This window comes from Streptomyces sp. NPDC101191, assembly GCF_044767915.1.
In the GTDB taxonomy this organism is placed as follows: Bacteria; Actinomycetota; Actinomycetes; order Streptomycetales; family Streptomycetaceae; genus Streptomyces.
Window position 1 is genome coordinate 233,867 of sequence record NZ_JBIWOU010000004.1, and the last position, 19,815, is coordinate 253,681.

12 protein-coding genes are annotated in these 19,815 nt (G+C 73.2%); 3 read left to right on the top strand and 9 right to left on the bottom strand.

The window, feature by feature from the left end; genetic code table 11:
* Positions 1–141: 141 nt before the first annotated feature.
* The 5 genes from ilvC to ACIRQF_RS17800 all read right to left on the bottom strand — a co-directional run bounded on the left by ilvC (position 142) and on the right by ACIRQF_RS17800 (position 8,663).
* Positions 142–1,143, bottom strand: coding sequence for a ketol-acid reductoisomerase (gene ilvC / locus ACIRQF_RS17780; protein WP_376636671.1), 1,002 nt, complete (start codon positions 1,141–1,143; stop codon positions 142–144).
* Between the two features lie 128 nt (positions 1,144–1,271).
* Positions 1,272–1,799 carry an acetolactate synthase small subunit gene (ilvN, locus tag ACIRQF_RS17785; RefSeq protein ID WP_015036373.1) on the bottom strand — a complete coding sequence of 176 codons (528 nt, stop codon included), beginning with the start codon at positions 1,797–1,799 and terminating at the stop codon, positions 1,272–1,274.
* A gap of 29 nt (positions 1,800–1,828) precedes the next feature.
* Positions 1,829–3,676, bottom strand: coding sequence for an acetolactate synthase large subunit (locus ACIRQF_RS17790; protein WP_376636672.1), 1,848 nt, complete (start codon positions 3,674–3,676; stop codon positions 1,829–1,831).
* A gap of 247 nt (positions 3,677–3,923) precedes the next feature.
* Positions 3,924–7,418 (bottom strand): EAL domain-containing protein, encoded by a 3,495-nt coding sequence (locus tag ACIRQF_RS17795; RefSeq protein ID WP_404093148.1) that lies wholly within the window; start codon positions 7,416–7,418, stop codon positions 3,924–3,926.
* A 282-nt stretch (positions 7,419–7,700) separates the two neighbouring features.
* Positions 7,701–8,663, bottom strand: a complete 963-nt coding sequence (locus ACIRQF_RS17800; RefSeq protein WP_404093151.1) for a 2-hydroxyacid dehydrogenase — start codon at positions 8,661–8,663, stop codon at positions 7,701–7,703.
* A gap of 75 nt (positions 8,664–8,738) precedes the next feature.
* On the opposite strand from ACIRQF_RS17800, the gene ACIRQF_RS17805 reads away from it, so the two are divergent.
* From ACIRQF_RS17805 to ACIRQF_RS17815, 3 genes are all read left to right on the top strand, one after another.
* Positions 8,739–9,740, top strand: coding sequence for an aldo/keto reductase (locus ACIRQF_RS17805; RefSeq protein ID WP_404093153.1), 1,002 nt, complete (start codon positions 8,739–8,741; stop codon positions 9,738–9,740).
* A gap of 87 nt (positions 9,741–9,827) precedes the next feature.
* Positions 9,828–10,973: a PQQ-dependent sugar dehydrogenase gene (locus tag ACIRQF_RS17810; RefSeq protein WP_404093155.1), complete on the top strand. Its 1,146-nt coding sequence runs from the start codon at positions 9,828–9,830 to the stop codon at positions 10,971–10,973.
* A gap of 14 nt (positions 10,974–10,987) precedes the next feature.
* Positions 10,988–11,407: a DUF6191 domain-containing protein gene (locus ACIRQF_RS17815; RefSeq protein ID WP_404093158.1), complete on the top strand. Its 420-nt coding sequence runs from the start codon at positions 10,988–10,990 to the stop codon at positions 11,405–11,407.
* Between the two features lie 167 nt (positions 11,408–11,574).
* Here the strand turns inward: ACIRQF_RS17815 and ACIRQF_RS17820 are convergent, their stop codons facing one another.
* From ACIRQF_RS17820 to ACIRQF_RS17835, 4 genes are all read right to left on the bottom strand, one after another.
* A complete protein-coding gene (locus ACIRQF_RS17820) occupies positions 11,575–14,703 on the bottom strand; it encodes an AAA family ATPase (RefSeq protein WP_404093161.1) in 3,129 nt (1,042 codons plus the stop codon).
* Positions 14,704–14,709: 6 nt separating this feature from the next.
* Complete coding sequence (locus ACIRQF_RS17825; protein ID WP_376636679.1) at positions 14,710–14,883, bottom strand: hypothetical protein; 174 nt, start codon at positions 14,881–14,883, stop codon at positions 14,710–14,712.
* Between the two features lie 182 nt (positions 14,884–15,065).
* A complete protein-coding gene (locus ACIRQF_RS17830) occupies positions 15,066–17,306 on the bottom strand; it encodes an MMPL family transporter (RefSeq protein WP_404093164.1) in 2,241 nt (746 codons plus the stop codon).
* A 216-nt stretch (positions 17,307–17,522) separates the two neighbouring features.
* Positions 17,523–19,613: a phosphocholine-specific phospholipase C gene (locus ACIRQF_RS17835; protein WP_404093167.1), complete on the bottom strand. Its 2,091-nt coding sequence runs from the start codon at positions 19,611–19,613 to the stop codon at positions 17,523–17,525.
* Between the last annotated feature and the right edge of the window lie 202 nt (positions 19,614–19,815).

Here is a 19,815-nt window from a genome sequence, read left to right on the forward strand (position 1 = left end):
TTTTTTTTTTTTTTTTTTTTGTGGGGGGGGGGGGGCGCCGCTCTCCGGGTTTTTTGCTCCCCCCCCGGGGGGGGGGGGGGGGGGGGGGGGGGGGGGGGGGGGGGGGGCCCGCCCCCCCCCCCCCCCCCCGCGCCCGAAGGCTTACGCCTCCTCGTCGTTCACCCAGCTCATGAGCTTCCGCAGCTCCTTGCCGGTGGTCTCCAGGAGGTGCTGCTCGTCCTGGGTCTTGTACTCGTTGTACTTCTTCAGACCGCCGTGGTACTCGTCCATCCAGTTCTTGGCGAAGGTGCCGTCCTGGATGTCGGTGAGGACCTTCTTCATCTCGGCCTTGGTGGCGTCCGTGATGATGCGCGGGCCGGTGATGTAGTCGCCCCACTCGGCCGTCTCGGAGACGGACCAGCGCATCTTCTCCAGGCCGCCCTCGTACATGAGGTCCACGATCAGCTTCAGCTCGTGGAGGCACTCGAAGTAGGCGATCTCCGGCTGGTAACCGGCCTCGACCAGGGTCTCGAAGCCGGCCTTGACCAGGGCGCTGGCGCCGCCGCACAGCACGGCCTGCTCGCCGAAGAGGTCGGTCTCGGTCTCCTCGGTGAAGGTCGTCTTGATGACGCCCGCGCGGGTGCCGCCGATGGCCTTGGCGTAGGACAGGGCCAGGGCGAAGGCGTTGCCGGTCGCGTCCTGCTCGACAGCGGCGATCGCGGGGACGCCGCGACCCTCCTCGTACTGGCGGCGGACCAGGTGGCCCGGGCCCTTCGGGGCGACCAGGGCGACGTCCACGTTGGCCGGGGGCTTGATGAAGCCGAAGCGCACGTTGAAGCCGTGGGCGAAGAACAGCGCGTCGCCGTCCTTCAGGTTGTCCTTGATGGACTCCTCGTAGACCTGGGCCTGGATCGGGTCCGGGATGAGGATCATGATGACGTCGGCCTCGGCGGCGGCCTCGGCCGGGGTCACCACGCGCAGGCCCTGCTCCTCGGCCTTGGCCTTGGACTTGGAGCCCTCGTGCAGACCGACGCGGACGTCGACACCCGAGTCACGGAGCGACAGCGCGTGGGCGTGGCCCTGGCTGCCGTAACCGATCACCGCGACCTTGCGGCCCTGGATGATGGACAGGTCGGCATCGTCGTCGTAGAACAGCTCGGCCACTGGGATTCTCCTTGAGGTGCTGGTGTTGCTCCCACCGTACGGCGGGGTGCGGGAGGAAGGTTTTCGGGTCTCGCCAGGCGGACCGTCGGGTGGACCGGTGACCGGCCCGACCCGGCGCTCCGCCGGTGTCAGGCGCTGCGGTCGAGGGCCCGCAGGGACCGGTCCGTGATGGACCGGGAACCGCGCCCTATGGCGATCGTGCCGGACTGGACGAGCTCCTTGATGCCGAACTGCTCCAGCATCTTCAGCATCGCCTCGAGCTTGTCACTCGAACCGGTGGCTTCGATGGTGACCGCCTCGGGCGAGACGTCCACGGTCTTGGCGCGGAACAGCTGGACGATCTCGACGATCTGGGAGCGGGTCTCGTTGTCGGCGCGGACCTTCACCAGGACGAGCTCGCGCTGGATCGCGGCGCTGGGCTCGAGTTCGACGATCTTCAGGACGTTGACCAGCTTGTTGAGCTGCTTGGTCACCTGCTCGAGCGGCAGGTCCTCGACATTGACCACGATGGTGATGCGGGAGATGTCGGGGTGCTCGGTGACACCGACGGCGAGCGAGTCGATGTTGAAGCCGCGGCGGGAGAACAGGGCGGCGATCCGGGCGAGGATGCCGGGCGTGTTCTCGACCAGGACGGAGAGCGTGTGCTTGGTGGACATGGTGTGGGTCTCTTCCTTCGCTCTGCGCTTCAGTCGTCTTCGCCGTCGCCGAAGTCGGGGCGGACGCCCCGGGCGGCCATGACCTCGTCGTTGGAGGTGCCGGCGGCGACCATCGGCCAGACCTGGGCGTCCTCGTGGACGATGAAGTCGATCACGACCGGGCGGTCGTTGATCGCGTTGGCCTCCTCGATGACCTTGTCGAGGTCGGCCGGGTCCTCACAGCGCAGGGCGACACAGCCCATGGCCTCGGAGAGCTTGACGAAGTCCGGGATGCGGGTGCCCCGCGCGTCCGGGTTGACGTCCTCCGGGCCGGAGTGCAGCACCGTGTTGGAGTAGCGCTGGTTGTAGAACAGGGTCTGCCACTGACGGACCATGCCGAGGGCGCCGTTGTTGATGATGGCGACCTTGATGGGGATGTTGTTCAGGGCGCAGGTGACCAGTTCCTGGTTGGTCATCTGGAAGCAGCCGTCGCCGTCGATCGCCCAGACCGTGCGGTCCGGCTCGCCGGCCTTGGCACCCATCGCGGCCGGGACCGCGTAGCCCATCGTTCCGGCGCCGCCGGAGTTGAGCCAGGTGCGCGGCTTCTCGTACTCGACGAAGTGGGCCGCCCACATCTGGTGCTGGCCGACACCGGCGGCGAAGATCGTGCCCTCGGGCGCGAGCCTGCCGATCCGCTCGATGACCTGCTGGGGCGAGAGGCTGCCGTCCTCCGGCAGGTCGTAGCCGAGCGGGTAGGTCTCGCGCCAGCGGTTGAGGTCGCTCCACCAGGCGGTGTAGTCGCCCTTGTTGCCGTCGCTGTGCTCGGCCTGGACGGCCTGGACCAGGTCGGCGATGACCTCACGGGCGTCACCGACGATCGGGACGTCGGCGGCGCGGTTCTTGCCGATCTCGGCAGGGTCGATGTCCGCGTGGACGATCTTGGCGAACGGCGCGAAGCTGTCCAGCTTGCCGGTGACGCGGTCGTCGAAACGGGCGCCGAGGGCGACGATCAGGTCGGCCTTCTGCAGCGCGGTGACGGCGGTGACCGCACCGTGCATGCCCGGCATTCCCACGTGCAGCGGGTGGCTGTCGGGGAACGCGCCCAGGGCCATCAGGGTGGTGGTGACCGGGGCGCCGGTGAGCTCCGCGAGGACCTTCAGCTCGGTGGTGGCACCGGCCTTCAGGACGCCGCCGCCGACGTACAGGACCGGGCGCTTGGCCGCCGTGATCAGCTTGGCCGCCTCGCGGATCTGCTTGGCGTGCGGCTTGGTGACCGGGCGGTAGCCGGGCAGGTCGGTCTGCGGCGGCCAGCTGAAGGTGGTCTTCGCCTGGAGGGCGTCCTTGGCGATGTCGACCAGGACCGGGCCGGGACGGCCGGTGGCGGCGATGTGGAAGGCCTCGGCGATCGTCCGCGGGATGTCCTCGGCCTTGGTGACCAGGAAGTTGTGCTTGGTGATCGGCATCGTGATGCCGCAGATGTCCGCCTCCTGGAAGGCGTCCGTGCCGATCGCCTTGGAGGCGACCTGGCCGGTGATCGCGACCAGCGGGACGGAGTCCATGTGCGCGTCGGCGATCGGCGTGACCAGGTTGGTGGCACCGGGGCCCGAGGTCGCCATGCAGACGCCGACCTTGCCCGTGGCCTGCGCGTAGCCGGTGGCGGCGTGGCCCGCGCCCTGCTCGTGGCGGACCAGGATGTGGCGCACTCGCTTCGAGTCCATCATCGGGTCGTACGCCGGGAGGATCGCGCCGCCCGGGATGCCGAAGACGGTGTCGGCGCCCACTTCCTCGAGAGAGCGGATGAGGGACTGCGCACCCGTGACGTGCTCGACGGTGGTGGCGGACGGTGCGCCGCTACGGGTGCGCGGCTGCGGATGGTGCCCGGTGGCCTGCTCGGTCATCAGCGTTCTCTTCTCGAAGCAGAGGGTTTCAGCGAGGTGGTGTGCGAGGCGTTTTACGAGGGTTTGGTACGACTTCAGGGTGAGCCGGTGCAACAAAAAACCCCTCGTGCCGGGAGGCAAGCGAGGGGAGCGCGTCGGGAGCGTTTACAGGCGGGCCTTCTCTGGGCCTGCCTCAGCCGACGCGCTTTCCAAGTACGAGAATTCGGGTGCGCATGGCACTGACCCTCTCGCCGACGTGCAGTTACTGTCAAGTGGGTGGGACGGGCGTCTCACTATTTGAGCGCAACGGGGGACGGTTTCCGGCGCTCACCGGCACCGGGCCGGGCAGCGGGTACTCGTCCCGGACGAGGGCGCGGCGCAGCCGGTACTCGTCGAGCGGACCGGCGAAGGCCAGGCCCTGACCATGGGTGCAGCCCATCGCGCGCAGGGCGAGCACCTGCTCGGGCATGTCCACCCCGTCGGCGACGGACTGCATCCCCAGGTCCCCCGCGATGCGGAGCAGACCGCTGGTGATCTTGCGTAGTCTGGCCGATTCCACGATGCCCTCGACGAGGCCACGGTCCAGTTTCAGTATGTCGACCGGCAGGCGTCGCAGGGCGTTGATGGCGGCGTGTCCGCTGCCGAATCCGTCGAGGGAGATCCTGACCCCGAGACGTCGCAGGGCGGCCAGCCGCTGCTCCAGTTCGTCGAAGGTGATCCGGGGGTCCCGGGGATCGCTGTCGGCGAGCTCGACGATCAGCGACCCGGACGGCAGGCCGTGCCGGGTGAGCAGGGACTCGACGGAGCCGAGCGGCAGCGAGCGGTCGAGCAGGCGACGCGCGGACAGCCGGACGGTCACCGGGGTGCGGTGTCCGATCCCGGCCCGCTCAGCGGCCTGTTCGACGGCTTCTTCGAGCAGCCAGCGGCCGAGCTCGGCGGTGCGCTCGCTGTCGGGGGCGACCCGCAGGAACTCGGCCGGGGTGAAGAGGATGCCCTGGGGGGAGCGCCAGCGGGCCTGGGCGGCGACGGCGGCGATCCGGCCGGTGCCGAGGTCCACCACGGGCTGGTGCAGCAGGGCGAACTCGCCGTCGTGCAGCGCGCTGCGCAGCCGCGCGGCGAGCTCGGTGCGGCGGACCACCTCGGCCTGCATCTGCGGGGCGTACAGCTCGACGCGGTCCTTGCCCCCCGCCTTGGCCCGGTACATCGCGAGGTCGGCGTTGCGCAGCAGCTCCCCGGCGACGAGGCCGGGCTCGGCGAAGGCGACGCCGATGGAGGCGGCGACCCGCACCTCGGTGCCGCTGTCCAGGCGGTACGGCTGGGAGAGCCGCAGACGCAGCCGGTCGGCGATCTCGTGCACGCGGCACTCGCGGTCCGCCCGGTCCCGGGTGCCGTCGCCGAGGATGAGGGCCGCGAACTCGTCGCCGCCGAGCCGGGCGGCGGTGTCCCCGGCCCGTACGGAGTCCTGGAGCCGACGGGCGGCCTGGATGAGCAGCTCGTCGCCGGCCTGGTGCCCGAGGCGGTCGTTGACGCCCTTGAAGCCGTCCAGGTCGATGAAGAGCACGGCGGTGCCGGCGTCGGAGGCGCGGCGGCCGCTCAGGGCGCCGCGGACCCGGTCGGTGAAGAGCGCCCGGTTGGGCAGGTCGGTGAGCGGATCGTGCTCCGCGTTGTGCCGCAACTGGGCCTGGAGACGGACGCGTTCGGTCACGTCGCGGCTGTTGAAGATCAGGCCGCCCTGGTGGCGGTTGACCGTGGACTCGACGTTGAGCCAGTCGCCGCGGCCGGAGCGGAAGCGGCACTCGATCCGGGTGGTGGGCTCCTCGGCGGGCGCTGCGGCCAGGAAGCGGCGCACCTCGTGGACGACGCCGCCCAGGTCCTCGGGGTGGATGAGCGAGGCCAGCTCGGAGCCGATCAGGTCCTCCGCCTCGCGGCCGTACACACCGGAGGCCGCGGGGCTCACGTAGCGGAGTACGCCGGTGGGCGCGGCGATCATGATGACGTCGCTGGAGCCCTGCACCAGGGACCTGAAGTGGTTCTCCTTCTGGGCCAGTTCGTGGGTGAGGGCGATGTTGTCGAGCAGCATGATGCCCTGCCGGACGACCAGGGCGAGCACGACCGCGCAGCCGGTGAGGACGACGACGCGGTCCACTCTGCGTCCCTCGACGACGTTGTACAGGATGCCGAGCGTGCAGACCGCCGCCGCGAGGTACGGCGTGAGGGCGGCCAGCGAACCGGCCAGGGGGCGGCTGTGCGGGTGCCGGGGGCGGGCTGCGGGCGGCATCTCGGTGATGCGCCGCACGCCCCAGGGCGCGTAGGCGAGCAGCAGGGAACCGGCGAACCAGCCGGCGTCCAGGAGCTGCCCCGAGGCGTAGTGCTCCCGCAGCAGCGGCGAGGTGAACAGCGCGTCGCACAGCACGGTGAGCGCGAGGGCCGCGATGGCCGTGTTGATGGCCGAGCGGTTGACGTGGGAGCGCCGGAAGTGCAGCGCGAGCACCATGCTGACGAGGACGATGTCGAGCAGTGGGTACGCGAGGGAGAGCGCGGCCCGGGCCACGCTCTCGCCCGGGACGTACGCGGTGTGCGCGAGGGCGAGGCTCCACGAGAGGGTGAGCAGGGAGCCGCCGATGAGCCAGGCGTCGAGTCCGAGGCAGACCCAGCCGGCCCGGGTCACGGGCCGTTTGGCGAGGACGAGCAGGCCGACGATGGCGGGCGGGGCGAAGAGCAGGAAGCAGACGTCCGCGACGGAGGGGCTGGGCACCTCCGTCCGCAGCACCACCTCGTACCAGCCCCAGACGGCGTTCCCGGCGGCGGCCATGAAGGAGGAGAAGGCGAACAGGAGCCACGCGGGGCGGAAACTGCGATGGTGCCCGCGGGCGTAGAGCAGACAGGAGACGGCGGCGGCGAGCGCGGCGGCGCTCAGCCCGAAGTCCCCCATGAAGAGGGAGAGCCGCGGGGAGCCCCAGCCGAGGGCCGCGCCGGTGGCGTACCCCCCGCAGACGAGTCCGAGTCCGAGCTGGGCGAGCACTCCGCCGACGGCGGGCGCCGGCCGCTCGTGCCCGGGACCGGCCCCCGGCGACGCCCCGGCCTCGCCGGCCGCGACGGGGCGCGCCCCGACGAGCGTCCCGGCCGTCACCCCTTCCTCCGGTGCCTCACCGGGGTGCTCGTGCGCGGGCGGCGCGACGAAGGCGTCCCGCAGGCGGTCCGAGCCCGCCGCCTCGTGCCCGCCGCAGCCGGCGGAGAGCTCGTCGTGGCCGGAGCAGCGGGCGGCGGCGCGGAGAGCACGCCCGGAGGCCGGCGCGGCCCCGCCGGACGGGGCGACCGGAGCCGTCGCGACGCCGCCGGCGGTGGCCCCGTCGGCGATGGCGCCGTCGGTCGAGCCGTCGGCGGAGGCGTCGGCGGAGGCGTCGGCGGGGGCGTCGGCCGCGGCGTGGACCGGACCGTCCACCGGCGGGCCGCTCCGTGGGCTGTCCACGATGCCGTCCGGGATGCCTCCGGGCGTCCCATTGGGGACGCCGCCGGGAACGTCGCCCAGGACGTCGCCCGGTGCTTCGCTCGGCCCGTCGACCGGGTCGCCGGAGGTGCGAGGCCGCACCGCCGCGGCTCGTACCGCGCCGTCGTCCTCGCCGGGGCCGGCGCCACTGCGGGGCGGGGGCACGGCGACATGGCACCCGGGGGCGCCGTCGGGGCGGTGATCGGCGCCGGTCGCCCCGGGCCCCGCCGCGCGGGCGGGCTGGTCCGGGACCGCCTGGTCCGGCAGGGCGGCCATGGGGCGCGGGGGGATGGCCGTCGGCGGTGTCGCCGCGTCGGACCGTCGGTCACTCGGCCGTGCTTCACCCGTCACCCCCCTCGGAATCTGATGTCCCGTCACTTCGCTCCCCAGCGTCTGCCCGTTCTCGACGCAGTCCCCCGCCACGGGACCATACACCAGGATCGTCACTCAGGGACAGGGTCGCAGTACTCTGCGTGACGGAGAAGGGGCTCGTGACCGGCGCATCCGGGGGGCGCGCGCGACCCGGGCGCCGGCTCGGGCGGCGGCCCGGGCGACCACTCAGGTGGTCAGGACGACGTTCGCGAGCTCCTCCCCCGCCGCGAACCGCGTCAGCTGTGCCGCGAGCAGGCGCTTGGCGCGCGGCAGGAACGCCGACGTGGAGCCGCCCACGTGGGGGCTCACCAGCACACCGGGAGCGTGCCACAGCGGATGCCCGGCGGGCAGCGGTTCCGGGTCGGTGACATCGAGTGCCGCCGTGATCCGGCCGGTCTCCACCTCCTTCAGGAGCGCGGCCGTGTCCACCACGGGACCGCGCGCCACGTTGACGAGGAGGGCGCCGTCCTTCATCCGGGCCAGGAAACGGGCGTTCGCCAGGTGCCGGCTCTCGGGGGTGAGCGGCGTGGACAGCACGACCACGTCGGCCTGGGGCAGCAGGGCGGGCAGTTCGGTCAACGGGTGGACGGGACCGCGCTCGGTGGCACGCGCGGAGCGCGCGACGCGCACGACCCGCGCGCATTCGAAGGGGACGAGCCGGTCCTCGATGGCGGCGCCGATCGACCCGTACCCGACGATCAGGACGGACTTGTCGGCGAGCGCCGGGTAGAAGCCGGCCCGCCACTCCTCCGCGTCCTGACCCCGGACGAAGCCGGGGATGCCACGCAGCGAGGCGAGGATCAGGGCGAGCGTCAGCTCGGCGGTGCTGGCCTCGTGCACACCCTTGGCGTTGCACAGGCGCACGCCGGGGCGCAGCGCGTCGATTCCGGGGGTGACGTGGTCGATGCCGGCGGAGAGCGTCTGCACGGCCCGCAGGGAGCTCATCCCGGCGAGCGGGCGCACCGCGATCCGCTCGCCCTTCATGTACGGCACGACGTAGAAGGCGCAGCGTGCCGGATCGGCCGGGAAGTCCGGTCCGCCGTCCCAGAAAAGGTAGTTCAGGCCCGACGCGCCCGGTGCGGGGAGTCCGTCGATCTCGTCGGCCGGAATCGGAAGCCACACGTCAGCGGCGGTGTCATCGAGTGTCATGTGCGCGAGGCTATGCGAAGAATCCCGCGCGCCATTGGTTACTTTGGGGGGCGGCACAGGGAGGGGTACCGGCAGGTGGAGCGCAGGACGGTCGGGGCGACGGCGCTCGGTGTGGGTGCGGTGGGCCTCGGATGCATGCCGATGAACTGGGCGTACAGCGCCTCGCAGCGGCGCGGGGACCGCTCGCTGCGGACGGTGCACGCGGCCCTGGACGTCGGGGCGAACCTGCTCGACACCGCCGACATGTACGGCCCCTTCACCAACGAGCTGCTGCTGGGACGGGTGTTGAAGGAGCGTCGGGCGGACGCCTTCGTGTCGACGAAGGTGGGGCTGCTCGTGGGCGACCAGCACATCGTGGCCAACGGGCGCCCCGGGTACGTCCGCAGGGCCTGTGACGCCTCGCTGCGCCGGCTGCAGACGGACGTGATCGATCTGTACCAGTTGCACCGGGCCGACCCCGAGGTGCCGGTGGAGGAGACCTGGGGCGCCATGGCCGAGCTGGTGCAGGCCGGCAAGGTGCGGGCGCTCGGGCTGTGCGCCGTGGGCGCGCGGTCGGCCAGGCGGGGCGCGCCGGGCGGCGGTTACGAGGGAACGATCCGGCAGCTGGAGCGGATCCAGCAGGTCTTCCCGGTGAGCGCGGTCGAGGCCGAGCTGTCGGTGTGGTCGCCGGAGGCGCTGGAGCGGCTGCTGCCCTGGTGCGCGACGCGGGGGGTGGGCTTCCTGGCGGCCATGCCGCTGGGCAGCGGCTACCTGACCGGGACGCTGACGACGGGCGGCGGTTTCGAGGCGGACGACCCGCGGGCGCGGCATCCCCGGTTCACGGCCGAGATGATGGCGGCGAACCAGCCGCTGGTGGCGGGGCTGCGCCGGGTGGCGGCGCGGCACGGCGAGGGGGTCACGCCGGCGCAGGTGGCGCTCGCGTGGGTGCTCGGCCGGGGCTCGCACGTGATCCCGGTGCCGGGCGCCAAACGGGAGCGGTGGGCCGTGGAGAACGCGCGGGCGGCGGAGCTGGTGCTCGACGCGGCGGACCTGGCGGAGATCGCGGCGCTGCCGGCGCCCCGGGGGTCCTGGGACTGAGCGCATGATCCGGCGCGGGGCCGGGAACCCGATCGGCGCGAGCGGTGTATCAAGAGGGGGAGATCGCCGCCGGAAGGGATCGGGAGCATGGGTCGAGGCCGAGTCGTGGGGAAGGGCGTGGCGGGCGCCGCCGCGGTGCTGCTGCTGGTCGCCGGGTGCTCGTCATCGCCGGACGGGGACGGCCGGCGGACGGGCTCGCCCCCCGTCCCGTCCGCTCCGCCGGCACCGTCCGCCTCGTCGGCGCCGCCGGCGCCAGCCGCGGGCGGGATGCGGGTGGCGGGGACGCTGACCGAGGGCCTGAGATCGCCGTGGGGCCTGGCCGAGCTGCCCGGCGGCGACCTGCTCGTCTCCTCGCGCGACGAGCGGACGATCACCCGGGTCGACGCGCCGACCGGGCGCCGGACCACGCTCGGCGAGGTGCCCGGGGTGGTGCCGGGCGGCGAGGGCGGGCTGATGGGCCTCGCGGTGCGGGACGGCTGGGTGTACGCGTATCTGACCTCGGCCTCGGACAACCGGATCGTGCGCATGCGGTACGGGGGCGGGGCGGGCGACCGGCTCGGGGCGCCGGAGCCGGTCCTGACCGGCCTCCCGAAGGGCCTGATCCACAACGGCGGACGGATCGCCTTCGGGCCGGACGGGATGCTGTACGCGGGGACCGGCGAGACGGGCCGGACCGGGCTGGCCCAGGACAAGGGCTCGCTCGGCGGGAAGATCCTGCGGATGACCCCGGAGGGCCGCCCGGCGCCCGGCAATCCCTTCCCGGACTCGGTGGTGTACTCGTACGGGCACCGCAATGTGCAGGGACTGGCCTGGGACGCGGACGGGCGGCTGTGGGCGTCGGAGTTCGGGCAGAACACCTGGGACGAGCTGAATCTGATCGAGCCCGGCCGCAATTACGGCTGGCCGGTCGTCGAGGGGACGGCCGGCAGGGCGGGGTTCACGGACCCGGTGGCACAGTGGCCGACCGACCAGGCCTCGCCGAGCGGGATCGCGTACGCGCGCGGCGCGATCTGGATGGCCGGGCTGCGGGGCGAGCGCCTGTGGCGCATCCCTCTCTCCGGTGCGGAACGTTCCGGGGAGCCCCGGGCGTTCCTCAAGGATGAGTACGGGCGGCTGCGCACGGTCCTGGCGACCGGGGGCGGCGCCGGGCTCTGGCTGGTGACCAGCGAGACCGACACCCGGGGCACGCCCGGGCCCGGTGACGACCGGATCCTCCGCCTGGAGGTCGGGTAGGAAGCGAGACCGCAGTGTTCAACCTGATGGAAGAGCTGTTCGCGCCGGGCCGCAAGCACACCGAGGACGAGCGGCAGCGGCTGGCCCTGACCCGGGAGGACCTGGGCGAGGGCGCCCCGCACAAGGGTCCGATAGACCTGGCCTCGGGGAAGGTCGTGGTCCGGATACCCGGCGCCGCACCGGCCCCCGACACCACACCCGACACCGGCCCGGGAACCGACCTCACCGCCGAGTCCGCTCCCGCCGCCGACACCACGCCCGGATCCGGCACCGGCACCGGCACCGGATCCGGCTCCGGCTCCGGCTCCGTGCTCGACGCCGCCCCCGCCGCCGGATCCGTGCTCGCCGCCGCCCCCGCCGCCGGTCCCGAGACCGGGACGCCGGAGGCGACCGGCCGGTCCCGGGACGAGGACCCGGCCCAGGACCAGGACTGAGGGCGGGACCGCGGCTGGACCCGGGACGAGAGCCGGGACTCCAGGAGGCAGGACCAGGACTGAGGTCAGGACTGAGACTGGGGGACAAGACGGGAGCTGGGGCTCCAGGACGGGAGCCAGGGCTCCGGAAGGCAGGACCAGGCCCAGGGCCAGGAGTGAGGCTGGGGCTAGGACTGCGGCTGCGGCTGCGGCTCCAGGAGCCGCAGGCGGTGGGCCAGGGCGGCGGCCTCGCCGCGGCCGGCGACGCCCAGTTTGGCGAGGATGTTGGAGACGTGGACGCTCGCCGTCTTCGGTGAGATGAAGAGTTCCTCGGCGATCTGACGGTTGGTGCGGCCCTCGGAGACCAGCCGCAGCACGTCCTGCTCGCGCGGGGTGAGGCCGAAGGCCTCGGAGGCCTCCTCCGTCGGTGCCGGCTCCGCCGGGGCGGACCGCTCGCCGGTGAGCGGTCCGAGGCGGGCACGGGCCGCGAGGAGCTCGACGTCCTCGCGCAGCGGGTGGGCGCGCAGGCGTGTGGCGGTGGCATGGGCCGCGCGGAGCAGCTCGGCGGCCTCCTCGCGGTGGCCGCCCTCGGCAAGAAGGGCGTCGGCGAGCCGGTGCCGGGCCCTGGCCAGCTCGTAGGGGCGGTCCAGCGCGGCGAAGGCGTCCACGATCTCGGCCCGGCGGGCGGCACTGTCCCGGCCCTCGGCGCGGGCCAGCTCGGCCGACACGTGCAGCGAGTAGGCCTGCCAGACGGGTGCCGGGGCGGCGAGTCCCCGGAGGCAGCGGCGGATCACGGCGAGGGCGGCGGCGCGGCCCTCGGCGGCGGCCGGTAGCCCCCTGGCGTCGGCCTCCGCGGTGACGGCGGCCAGGACGAGCGGCCAGCCGTAGCGGTGGGTGCCGGGCTGGAAGCCTGCGTCGGCCACGGCGGCGAGTTCGGCCCGCACGTCGGCGAGGCGGCCCTCGGCGGCGGCCACGACGACCGTCACCTGGGTCGTCGGCAGGGTGTACTGCGGGATCGGGTCGCTGGTGCCGTAGCGCCTGGCGGCCTCGGCGAGGCGGGCGGCGGCCACGGCCGGCTCCCCACGGGCGGCGGCGAGCTGTGCGAGCAGCAGCAGGGCGGTGCCGCCCGGCTTGGTGCCGGCGGCTCCGGTGCGCAGGAGACGTTCGCACTCCTCCTGGACCCGGTCCCACGCGCCGAGGGAGTGGAGCGACTCGGCGAGGTTGGCGCGGACCCAGCCCGCGCTGTCGACCAGGCCGCGGGCCCCGCACATCTCGATGCCGGCGGTGGCGATCTCCACGGCCTCCTGGGAGCGGCCGAGCCCTTCGAGACAGGAGGAGATGTTCACGTGGGCGCGGGACGCCTCGTGGAACTGGCCGAGCGCCATGGTCCGTTCGCGGACCTCGTGCATCTCGGCGAGCCCGGGCTCGGTGTCGCCGGCGGCCACCATGATGGTGCCGAGGGTGAGCCGGGCGGTGAGTTCGGTCGCCTCGGCCTTGACCAGGCGGGCGTACTCGACGGCCCGTTCGGCGGCGGCGAGCGCCTCGGGGCCGGGTCTGCGGAGCATGCCCCAGCCGGCGGCGATGGCGAGCACCACGGCGTGCACGGCGGACGGCGGCAGTCCGCGGACGAGTTCCTGGGCACGGGCGATCTCGTCCCAGCCGTCGCCGCGGCCCAGGTTGGACTGGATGCGGGCCCGCTCGACGTAGAACCAGGCGGCGCGCAGCGGGTCGCTCTCCTCGTCGCTGTCGAGCAGCCGCAGCGCGGTGCGCCCGATCTTCAGGGCGCGTTCGCGTTCGCCGCTGAGCCGGGCGGCGACGGCGGCCTCGGCGAGCAGGTCGAGGAAGCGCAGCGGGGTGGTCTCGGGGTCGCAGCCGCAGGCCGGATAGGCCTCGGCGTAGTCCATGGGGCGCAGTGCGCCGCGGACCTCGTCGGGCACCTCGTCCCACAGCTCCATGGCCCTTTCCAGGAGCCGCAGTTGTTCGGCGTAGGCGTAGCGCTTGCGGGTCTCGACGGACGCGCGGAGGACGGCGGGCAGGGCGCGGGCGGCGTCGTGGGCGTGGTACCAGTACGTGGCGAGCCGGTTGGCGCGCTCGGCGGTGCGGACGAGGCCGGGGGCGCTCTCCAGGGCTTCGGCGTAGCGGCGGTTGAGCCGGGAGCGCTCGCCGGGCAGCAGGTCGTCGCTGACGGCCTCGCGGACCAGGGAGTGGCGGAAGCGGTAGCCGTCGCCGTCGGGGGCGGCGAGCAGGATGTTGGCGCCGACGGCGGCGCGCAGCGCCTCGAGGAGCGCGTCCTCGGAGAGTCGGGCGACGGCGGCGAGCAGGTCGAACTCGACGGTGGAGCCGCCTTCGGCGACGATCCGGACGACCCGCTGGGTGTCCTCGGGCAGGGCCTCGACGCGGACCAGGAGCAGGTCGCGGAGGGAGGCGCTGAGGGATCCGGCATGACAGCCGGACTCGTGGGAGGCGACGAGTTCCTCGACGAAGAAGGCGTTGCCGTCGGAGCGTTCGAAGACCTCGTCGAGGAGAGCCGGGTCGGGTTCGGCGGCGAGGATGCCGGTGAGCTGGCGGTGCACCTCGGCGCGGGTGAAGCGGGCGAGTTCGACGCGGCGGACGGAGCGCAGCCGGTCGAGCTCGGCCAGCAGGGGGCGCAGCGGGTGCCGGCGGTGGATGTCGTCGGCGCGATAGGTCGCGACGACCACGATCCGGCCGCGGTGGAGGGTGCGGAAGAGATAGGCGAGCAGGTGCCGGGTGGAGGCGTCGGCCCAGTGCAGGTCCTCCAGGACGAGGACGACGGTGCGGTCGGCGGCGACGCGTTCCAGGAGCCGTACGGTCAGCTCGAAGAGGCGGGCGGTGGCGTCCTCGGCGGCGGCCTCGTGGCCCGCGGGGTCGCCGAGTTCGGGCAGGAGCCGGGAGAGTTCGCCCTCGTGCCCTTCGGCGGCGGCGGCGAGTTCCTCGGGGACGCGGCGGTGCAGGGCGCGCAGGGCCGTGGAGAAGGGGGCGAAGGGCAGCCCGTCCGCGCCGATCTCGACGCAGCCGCCGAGGGCGACGACCGCGCCCTGGGCGCAGGCCGCGTCGAGGAACTCCTCGATGAGACGGGTCTTCCCGACGCCGGCCTCGCCGCCGACGAGGAGGGCCTGGGGCTCTCCCGCGGTCGCGCGGGAGAGCGCCTCGGTGAGGGCGGTGAGTTCGCCGGCGCGGCCGACGAAGACGGGGCTGACTGACCTGGTCTCCACGGCGCCGAGCATCGCACAGGCGTCCGTCGGTGCGCTCCTACGGGGGACGCCCGGCAGCGCGCCGTTCACGCGGGACGTGCTCATACGGGGTCACGCGGCCCGGGTGAAGTGGTTCCGGTCGGCGCTCACCCGCCCCTCCGGATCCTGGCTCCTGCTCGACCGGCGGGCCTTGGCGGCGCGGACGGCCTCGCGGGCGAGGCGGGCGGCGGCCGCCTGGCGGACCAGCTCGGCGTGCTCGACGCGGTGCAGCTCGTACTGGAACATCGTGTTCTCCCTGGGGGATTCCGGTCTCGGTATCGCTCCTTGCGATGCCTCTACCTTCGTCTCCCAGGGGGTGCGCCCACATGGGGAGAGTGCCGCATGTTCGGCGTACGGGGGGCCTTAGGCGTCCCGGAGGGCTCCTTAGGGAGGGGTTCCCGGGTACCTCAGGAGGCCGCTGCGGCGCGTCAGCGTGCGCCCTCGGGCTCCCCCGCCTCGTCCACGATCACTCGCTGTACGGGGATCTTCGCGTGGGCGTCGGCGACGCGGGCGTCGGCGGCGACCCGGGACTCGGGCGGTTCGATGCTGATCCGCGGCAGCCGCCGGTCGAGCCAGCGCGGGAGCCACCAGTTCGCGCCGCCGAGCATGTGCATGAGGGCGGGGACGAGGAGGGTGCGCAGCACGAAGGCGTCCAGGGCGACGGCGGCGGCGAGCCCGATCCCGAACATCGCGACGCGTCGGTCGCCGGACAGGACGAAGGCGAGGAAGACGGAGATCATGATGACCGCGGCCGAGTTGATCACCCGGCTGGTCTCGGCGAGGCCGACCCGGACGGCACGGCGGTTGTCGCCGGTCTCCAGCCATTCCTCGTACATCCGGCTGACCAGGAAGACCTGGTAGTCCATGGAGAGTCCGAAGAGCACCGAGACCATGATCACGGGCAGGAATGGTTCGATGGGCCCGGCGCTGCCGAGGCCGAGCAGCTCGCTCCCCCAGCCCCACTGGAAGACCGCGACGACGACTCCGAACGCGCTCGCGACGGCGGCGATGTTCATGAGCGCGGCCTTGAGCGGGATGCCGAGGGAGCGGAACGCGAGCAGCAGCAGGACGCAGCCGAGCGCGATCACGACGCCCACGAAGAGCGGCAGCTTGCCGACAATGATCTCTGCGAAGTCGTCGTAGGAGGCGGTGACGCCGCCGACGTGGACCTGGAGCGAGGTGCCGTCCGCGGCCGTCGGCAGGACGTCGTCGCGGAGCCGGTCGACGAGCCCGCTGGTGGCCTCGGACTGGGGCGAGGACTCGGGTACGACGGTGAGGACGGCGGTGTCGGCGCCGTGGTTGTACGTGACCGGGGAGACGGACGCGACGCCCTGGGTGTGCGCCAGCTGGGCCGGCAGCGCGTCGAGGGCGACCCGGTCGTCGGCGCCGTCGAGCTGGGCGACGAGGGTGAGCGGCCCGTTGGTGCCGGGGCCGAAGCCCTCGGCGATCATGTCGTAGGCCTTGCGGGTGGTGGCGGTCGCCGGGTTGTTGCCCTGGTCGGAGCTGCCGAGGTGGAGCGAGAAGGTGGGCAGGGCCAGGACCGCCATGACGACGGCGGCGACGGCGCCGAGGAGCTTGGGGTGGCGCTCGACGAAGCGGGACCAGCGGGCGGAGAAGGTGGTGGGCAGCTCGGGCTCGGGGCCGTGCTCGGTGAGCCGGCGGCGTTCCTTGCGGCTGAGGGCGCGCATGCCGATGAAGGACAGCAGCGCGGGCAGCAGGGTGACGGAGGCCGCGACGGTGAGGACGACGGTGAGGCAGGCGGCGATGGCGACGCCGTTGAGGAAGCTGAGCCGCAGGATCAGCATGCCGAGCAGGGCGATGCAGACGGTGGCGCCGGCGAACACGACGGCCCGGCCGGTGGTGGCGACCGCGGTCCGCGCGGCCTCGGCCACGGGCAGGCCCCGTTTGAGGCCCTTGCGGTGCCGGGTGACGATGAACAGCGCGTAGTCGATGCCGACGCCCAGGCCGACGAGCATGCCGAGCATGGGGGCGAAGTCGGCGACCGTCATGACGTGCCCGAGGAGGGCGATCCCGGAGTACGCGATGCCCACGCTGACCAGGGCGGTCGCGATGGGAAGCACGGAGGCGGCGAGGGAGCCGAAGGCGAGGAAGAGGACGAGCGCGGCGACGGCCACGCCGACGATCTCGGCGATGTGGGCGCTGGGTGCCTCGGTGGAGCCGACGGCCTCGCCGCCCAGCTCGACCTGGACGCTGGGGGTGGCGGCGGCCTTGGCGGTGTCGACGAGGGCCTCGGCCTGGGCCTGCGGGATGTCGGAGGCCTTGGCGTCGAAGGTGACGGAGGCGTAGGCGGTGTGCCCGTCCTCGCTGATCTGCCCCGGCACGGATCCGTACGGGGAGGTGACGGTGGCGACGCCGGGCAGCTTCTCGACCTTCTTGAGCATCGCGGACATGCGCTGCTCAACGTCCGGGGCCGTGACGCTGCCGCGGTCGGTGTGCCAGACGATGGTGTCGGTGTCGCCGCCGGCGCCGTGGAAGCCCTTGTCGAGGAGGGCGACGGCGCGGCCCGACTCGGTGCCGGGGACGTCGTAGTCGTTCGAGTACGCGTTCCCCGCGACGGCCGCTCCGGTGACGGCTCCGCCGAGGGCGAGGAGCCAGAGCAGGACGGTGGCGAGGCGGTGCTTGATGCACCATCGTGCGATGGCTGCCAAAGGACGTGCTCCTCGGATGGTCGGTGCTCCGCCGCCCACTGTTGCAGCCAAACGTGATCCTTTGCCCCTTTCGTGGCAATCCTCACAGGGCGCGGCGGAGGTTCGGACCGAGGTCCCGGACCTCCGCACGCGGGCCCGGCGGACTGCCCTGAGCTGCGGGACCGGGCCGTCTCTTCGGATCTCGCCGGGCTCGCGGCCTGATCCGAAGGAGGCGCCCTAGCCGGACACGCTCGGGCGCCCGTTCTCGATGTGTCCCATGAGGCGGCGGCGGAAGCCCTCGGGGCCGGTCACCTCGACGTCGTACCAGCCGTGGGCGTCGGCGGCGGAGTGCACGACCGTACGCGACCGCCCGGGCTTCACGGTCACCTCGCGGGTCCAGTCGGCGAGGTCGTCGGAGTCGACGTATCCGAGCGGCCGGACGGTGAAGGTGACCGGCGCCGCGGAGTCGTTGCGGACGGTGAGGTGCAGGTCGCGGTCGTGGTGGTCGATGCGCGAGACGAGCTCGGCGCCGCCTGCCGTCGGACCCGCGAACTCGCGGCGGAAGCCGTTGGGCCCGGTGATCGTGAAGCGGTAGTGATCACGCGGAAGGGGGACCGCCCAGCCGCCCGTGCCTCTGACGTCGGTGTGCTGCGGGACGGCGAACTCGCCCGCGTAGGGATACAGCGCGAAGTGCGCGCTCGCCCGGCCGGTGTTGCGGAGCGTGACGGTCGCCCGACCGTCCGCGATCCGCGCGAAGGCGTCCGGCTGGTAGGGCAGCGGGCGGGCCGGGCGGGTGCCGGGCTCCTGCGCGGGCATCGACTGGACGGCCGGGGGCTGCGGCCGCCAGCGACCGGTGAACGGCGGGATCGGGCCGGGCTGCTCGACGGGCGGCAGCCTGCGGGTCCGCCGGAAGTCGAAGGCGGAGGTGAGGTCACCGGTGACGGCCCGGCGCCAGGGCGTGATGTTGGGCTCCTCGACCCCGGTCAGCTTCTCCAGGAAGCGGATCACGGAGGTGTGGTCGAAGGTCTCGGAGCAGACGTAGCCGCCCACCGACCAGGGGGAGATCACGAGCAGCGGCACGCGGATGCCGAGTCCGGTGGGCAGCCCCTTCCAGCGCTCGTCGGTGTCGTCGGCGGGCGGGACCGGCGGCGGGACGTGGTCGAAGAAGCCGTCGTTCTCGTCGTAGTTGAGCAGGACGACGGTGTGCCGCCACACCTCGGGATGCGAGCCGAGGGCGTCGAGCACCCGGTAGACGAGGCTCGCGGACGCGACGGGCGAGGAGGCGCCGGGGTGCTCGGAGTCGACGGCGGAGGGCACCAGGTAGGAGACCTCCGGGAGGGAGCCGGCGGCGACGTCGGCGCGGAAGGCGTCGGCGAGGGTACCGCTCTCGACCCGGCGCAGCCCGCGCTCGAAGAGGGAGCGCTCGGCGTCGCTGAGGGTCGCCACGCCCTCCTCCAGGAGGCCGAGGAGGCGGGCCCGCTCGGCCGCGTCGCCGGTCTCCCGGACGGCGGCGTAGAACGACTCCATGAAGGTGTGCCCGCCGGTCGGGGCGAGCGCCTTGCGGGCGATCCGCTTGAAGGTGGTGAAGAACTCGATGTTGTTGTCGGTGAAGTTCTCCCACTCGGTGTACGTCTTCCAGCTCCGCCCGGCGGCCTCCAGGCGCTCGGCGTAGGTGGGCCAGCCGTAGCCGGGGTGCCTGTCCTCGGCGTAGGCGGCGTTGGTGACGGCGCGGCTGCCGTCGGCCTCGTACCCCGTCCAGCCTGACCACAGGTGGTTGCGGTTGGGGCTGGTGGAGGTGTGGACGGACGCGTGGTAGGCGTCGCAGACGGTGAAGGTGTCGGCGAGCTCGTAGTGCAGCGGGATGTCGCGGCGGTCGTAGTAGGCCATGGTGGCGGCGGTCTTGGCGGAGACCCAGCCGTCCATCCAGCCGTCGCGCCAGGCCTTGGCGCCGCCGCTCCAGGAGTGGTCGAGGTCACCGATGTACTGCAGGTCCTTCGCCTGCGCCTCGGCGGCGCCGCGCACCGGGAAGGGCAGCACCGTCCGGCCGAGCGGGCCGGGCTGCTCGAACACCGGACGTCCGGTGGGCAGCTCGACGGCGTTGCGGTCGCCGAAGCCCCGGACACCGCGCAGGGTGCCGAAGTAGTGGTCGAACGACCGGTTCTCCTGCATGAGGATCACCACGTGCCGCACGGCCGCCATCCCGCCGGCCGGCGGCTCGGCCGCCATCGCCGCCTGCAGTGACGGCGGGAGCAGGGACCCCGCGGCGGCGGCGCCGAGCGCGCCTCCGCCGAGTGCGAGCAGCCTTCTGCGCGATATCTCCGGTGCCACGCCCCGACCTCCTCATCGACAGCCAATGGTTCGCCTTCGAGCCATTGGGGGTGGTACGGCGGGGACGCTAGTGAGACGGGATGACCGAGAGGAGACCCGGCGGGGGCGCGCGCATGAACGTCCGGGGGGGGGCGGGGGGGGGGGGCGCGGGGCCCCCCCCCCGGGGGGCGGGGGGGAACGCGGGGGGGGCCGCACCAGCGGG

Excerpts from the sequence above, each read along its gene's own strand:
- ilvN (WP_015036373.1), bottom strand. The coding sequence starts at position 1,799 with ATGTCCACCAAGCACACGCTCTCCGTCCTGGTCGAGAACACGCCCGGC.
- ACIRQF_RS17795 (WP_404093148.1), bottom strand. The coding sequence starts at position 7,418 with ATGGCCGCCCTGCCGGACCAGGCGGTCCCGGACCAGCCCGCCCGCGCG.
- ACIRQF_RS17810 (WP_404093155.1), top strand. The coding sequence starts at position 9,828 with ATGGGTCGAGGCCGAGTCGTGGGGAAGGGCGTGGCGGGCGCCGCCGCG.
- ACIRQF_RS17790 (WP_376636672.1), bottom strand. The coding sequence starts at position 3,676 with ATGACCGAGCAGGCCACCGGGCACCATCCGCAGCCGCGCACCCGTAGC.
- ACIRQF_RS17800 (WP_404093151.1), bottom strand. The coding sequence starts at position 8,663 with ATGACACTCGATGACACCGCCGCTGACGTGTGGCTTCCGATTCCGGCC.
- ACIRQF_RS17820 (WP_404093161.1), bottom strand. The coding sequence starts at position 14,703 with ATGAGCACGTCCCGCGTGAACGGCGCGCTGCCGGGCGTCCCCCGTAGG.
- ACIRQF_RS17825 (WP_376636679.1), bottom strand. The coding sequence starts at position 14,883 with ATGTTCCAGTACGAGCTGCACCGCGTCGAGCACGCCGAGCTGGTCCGC.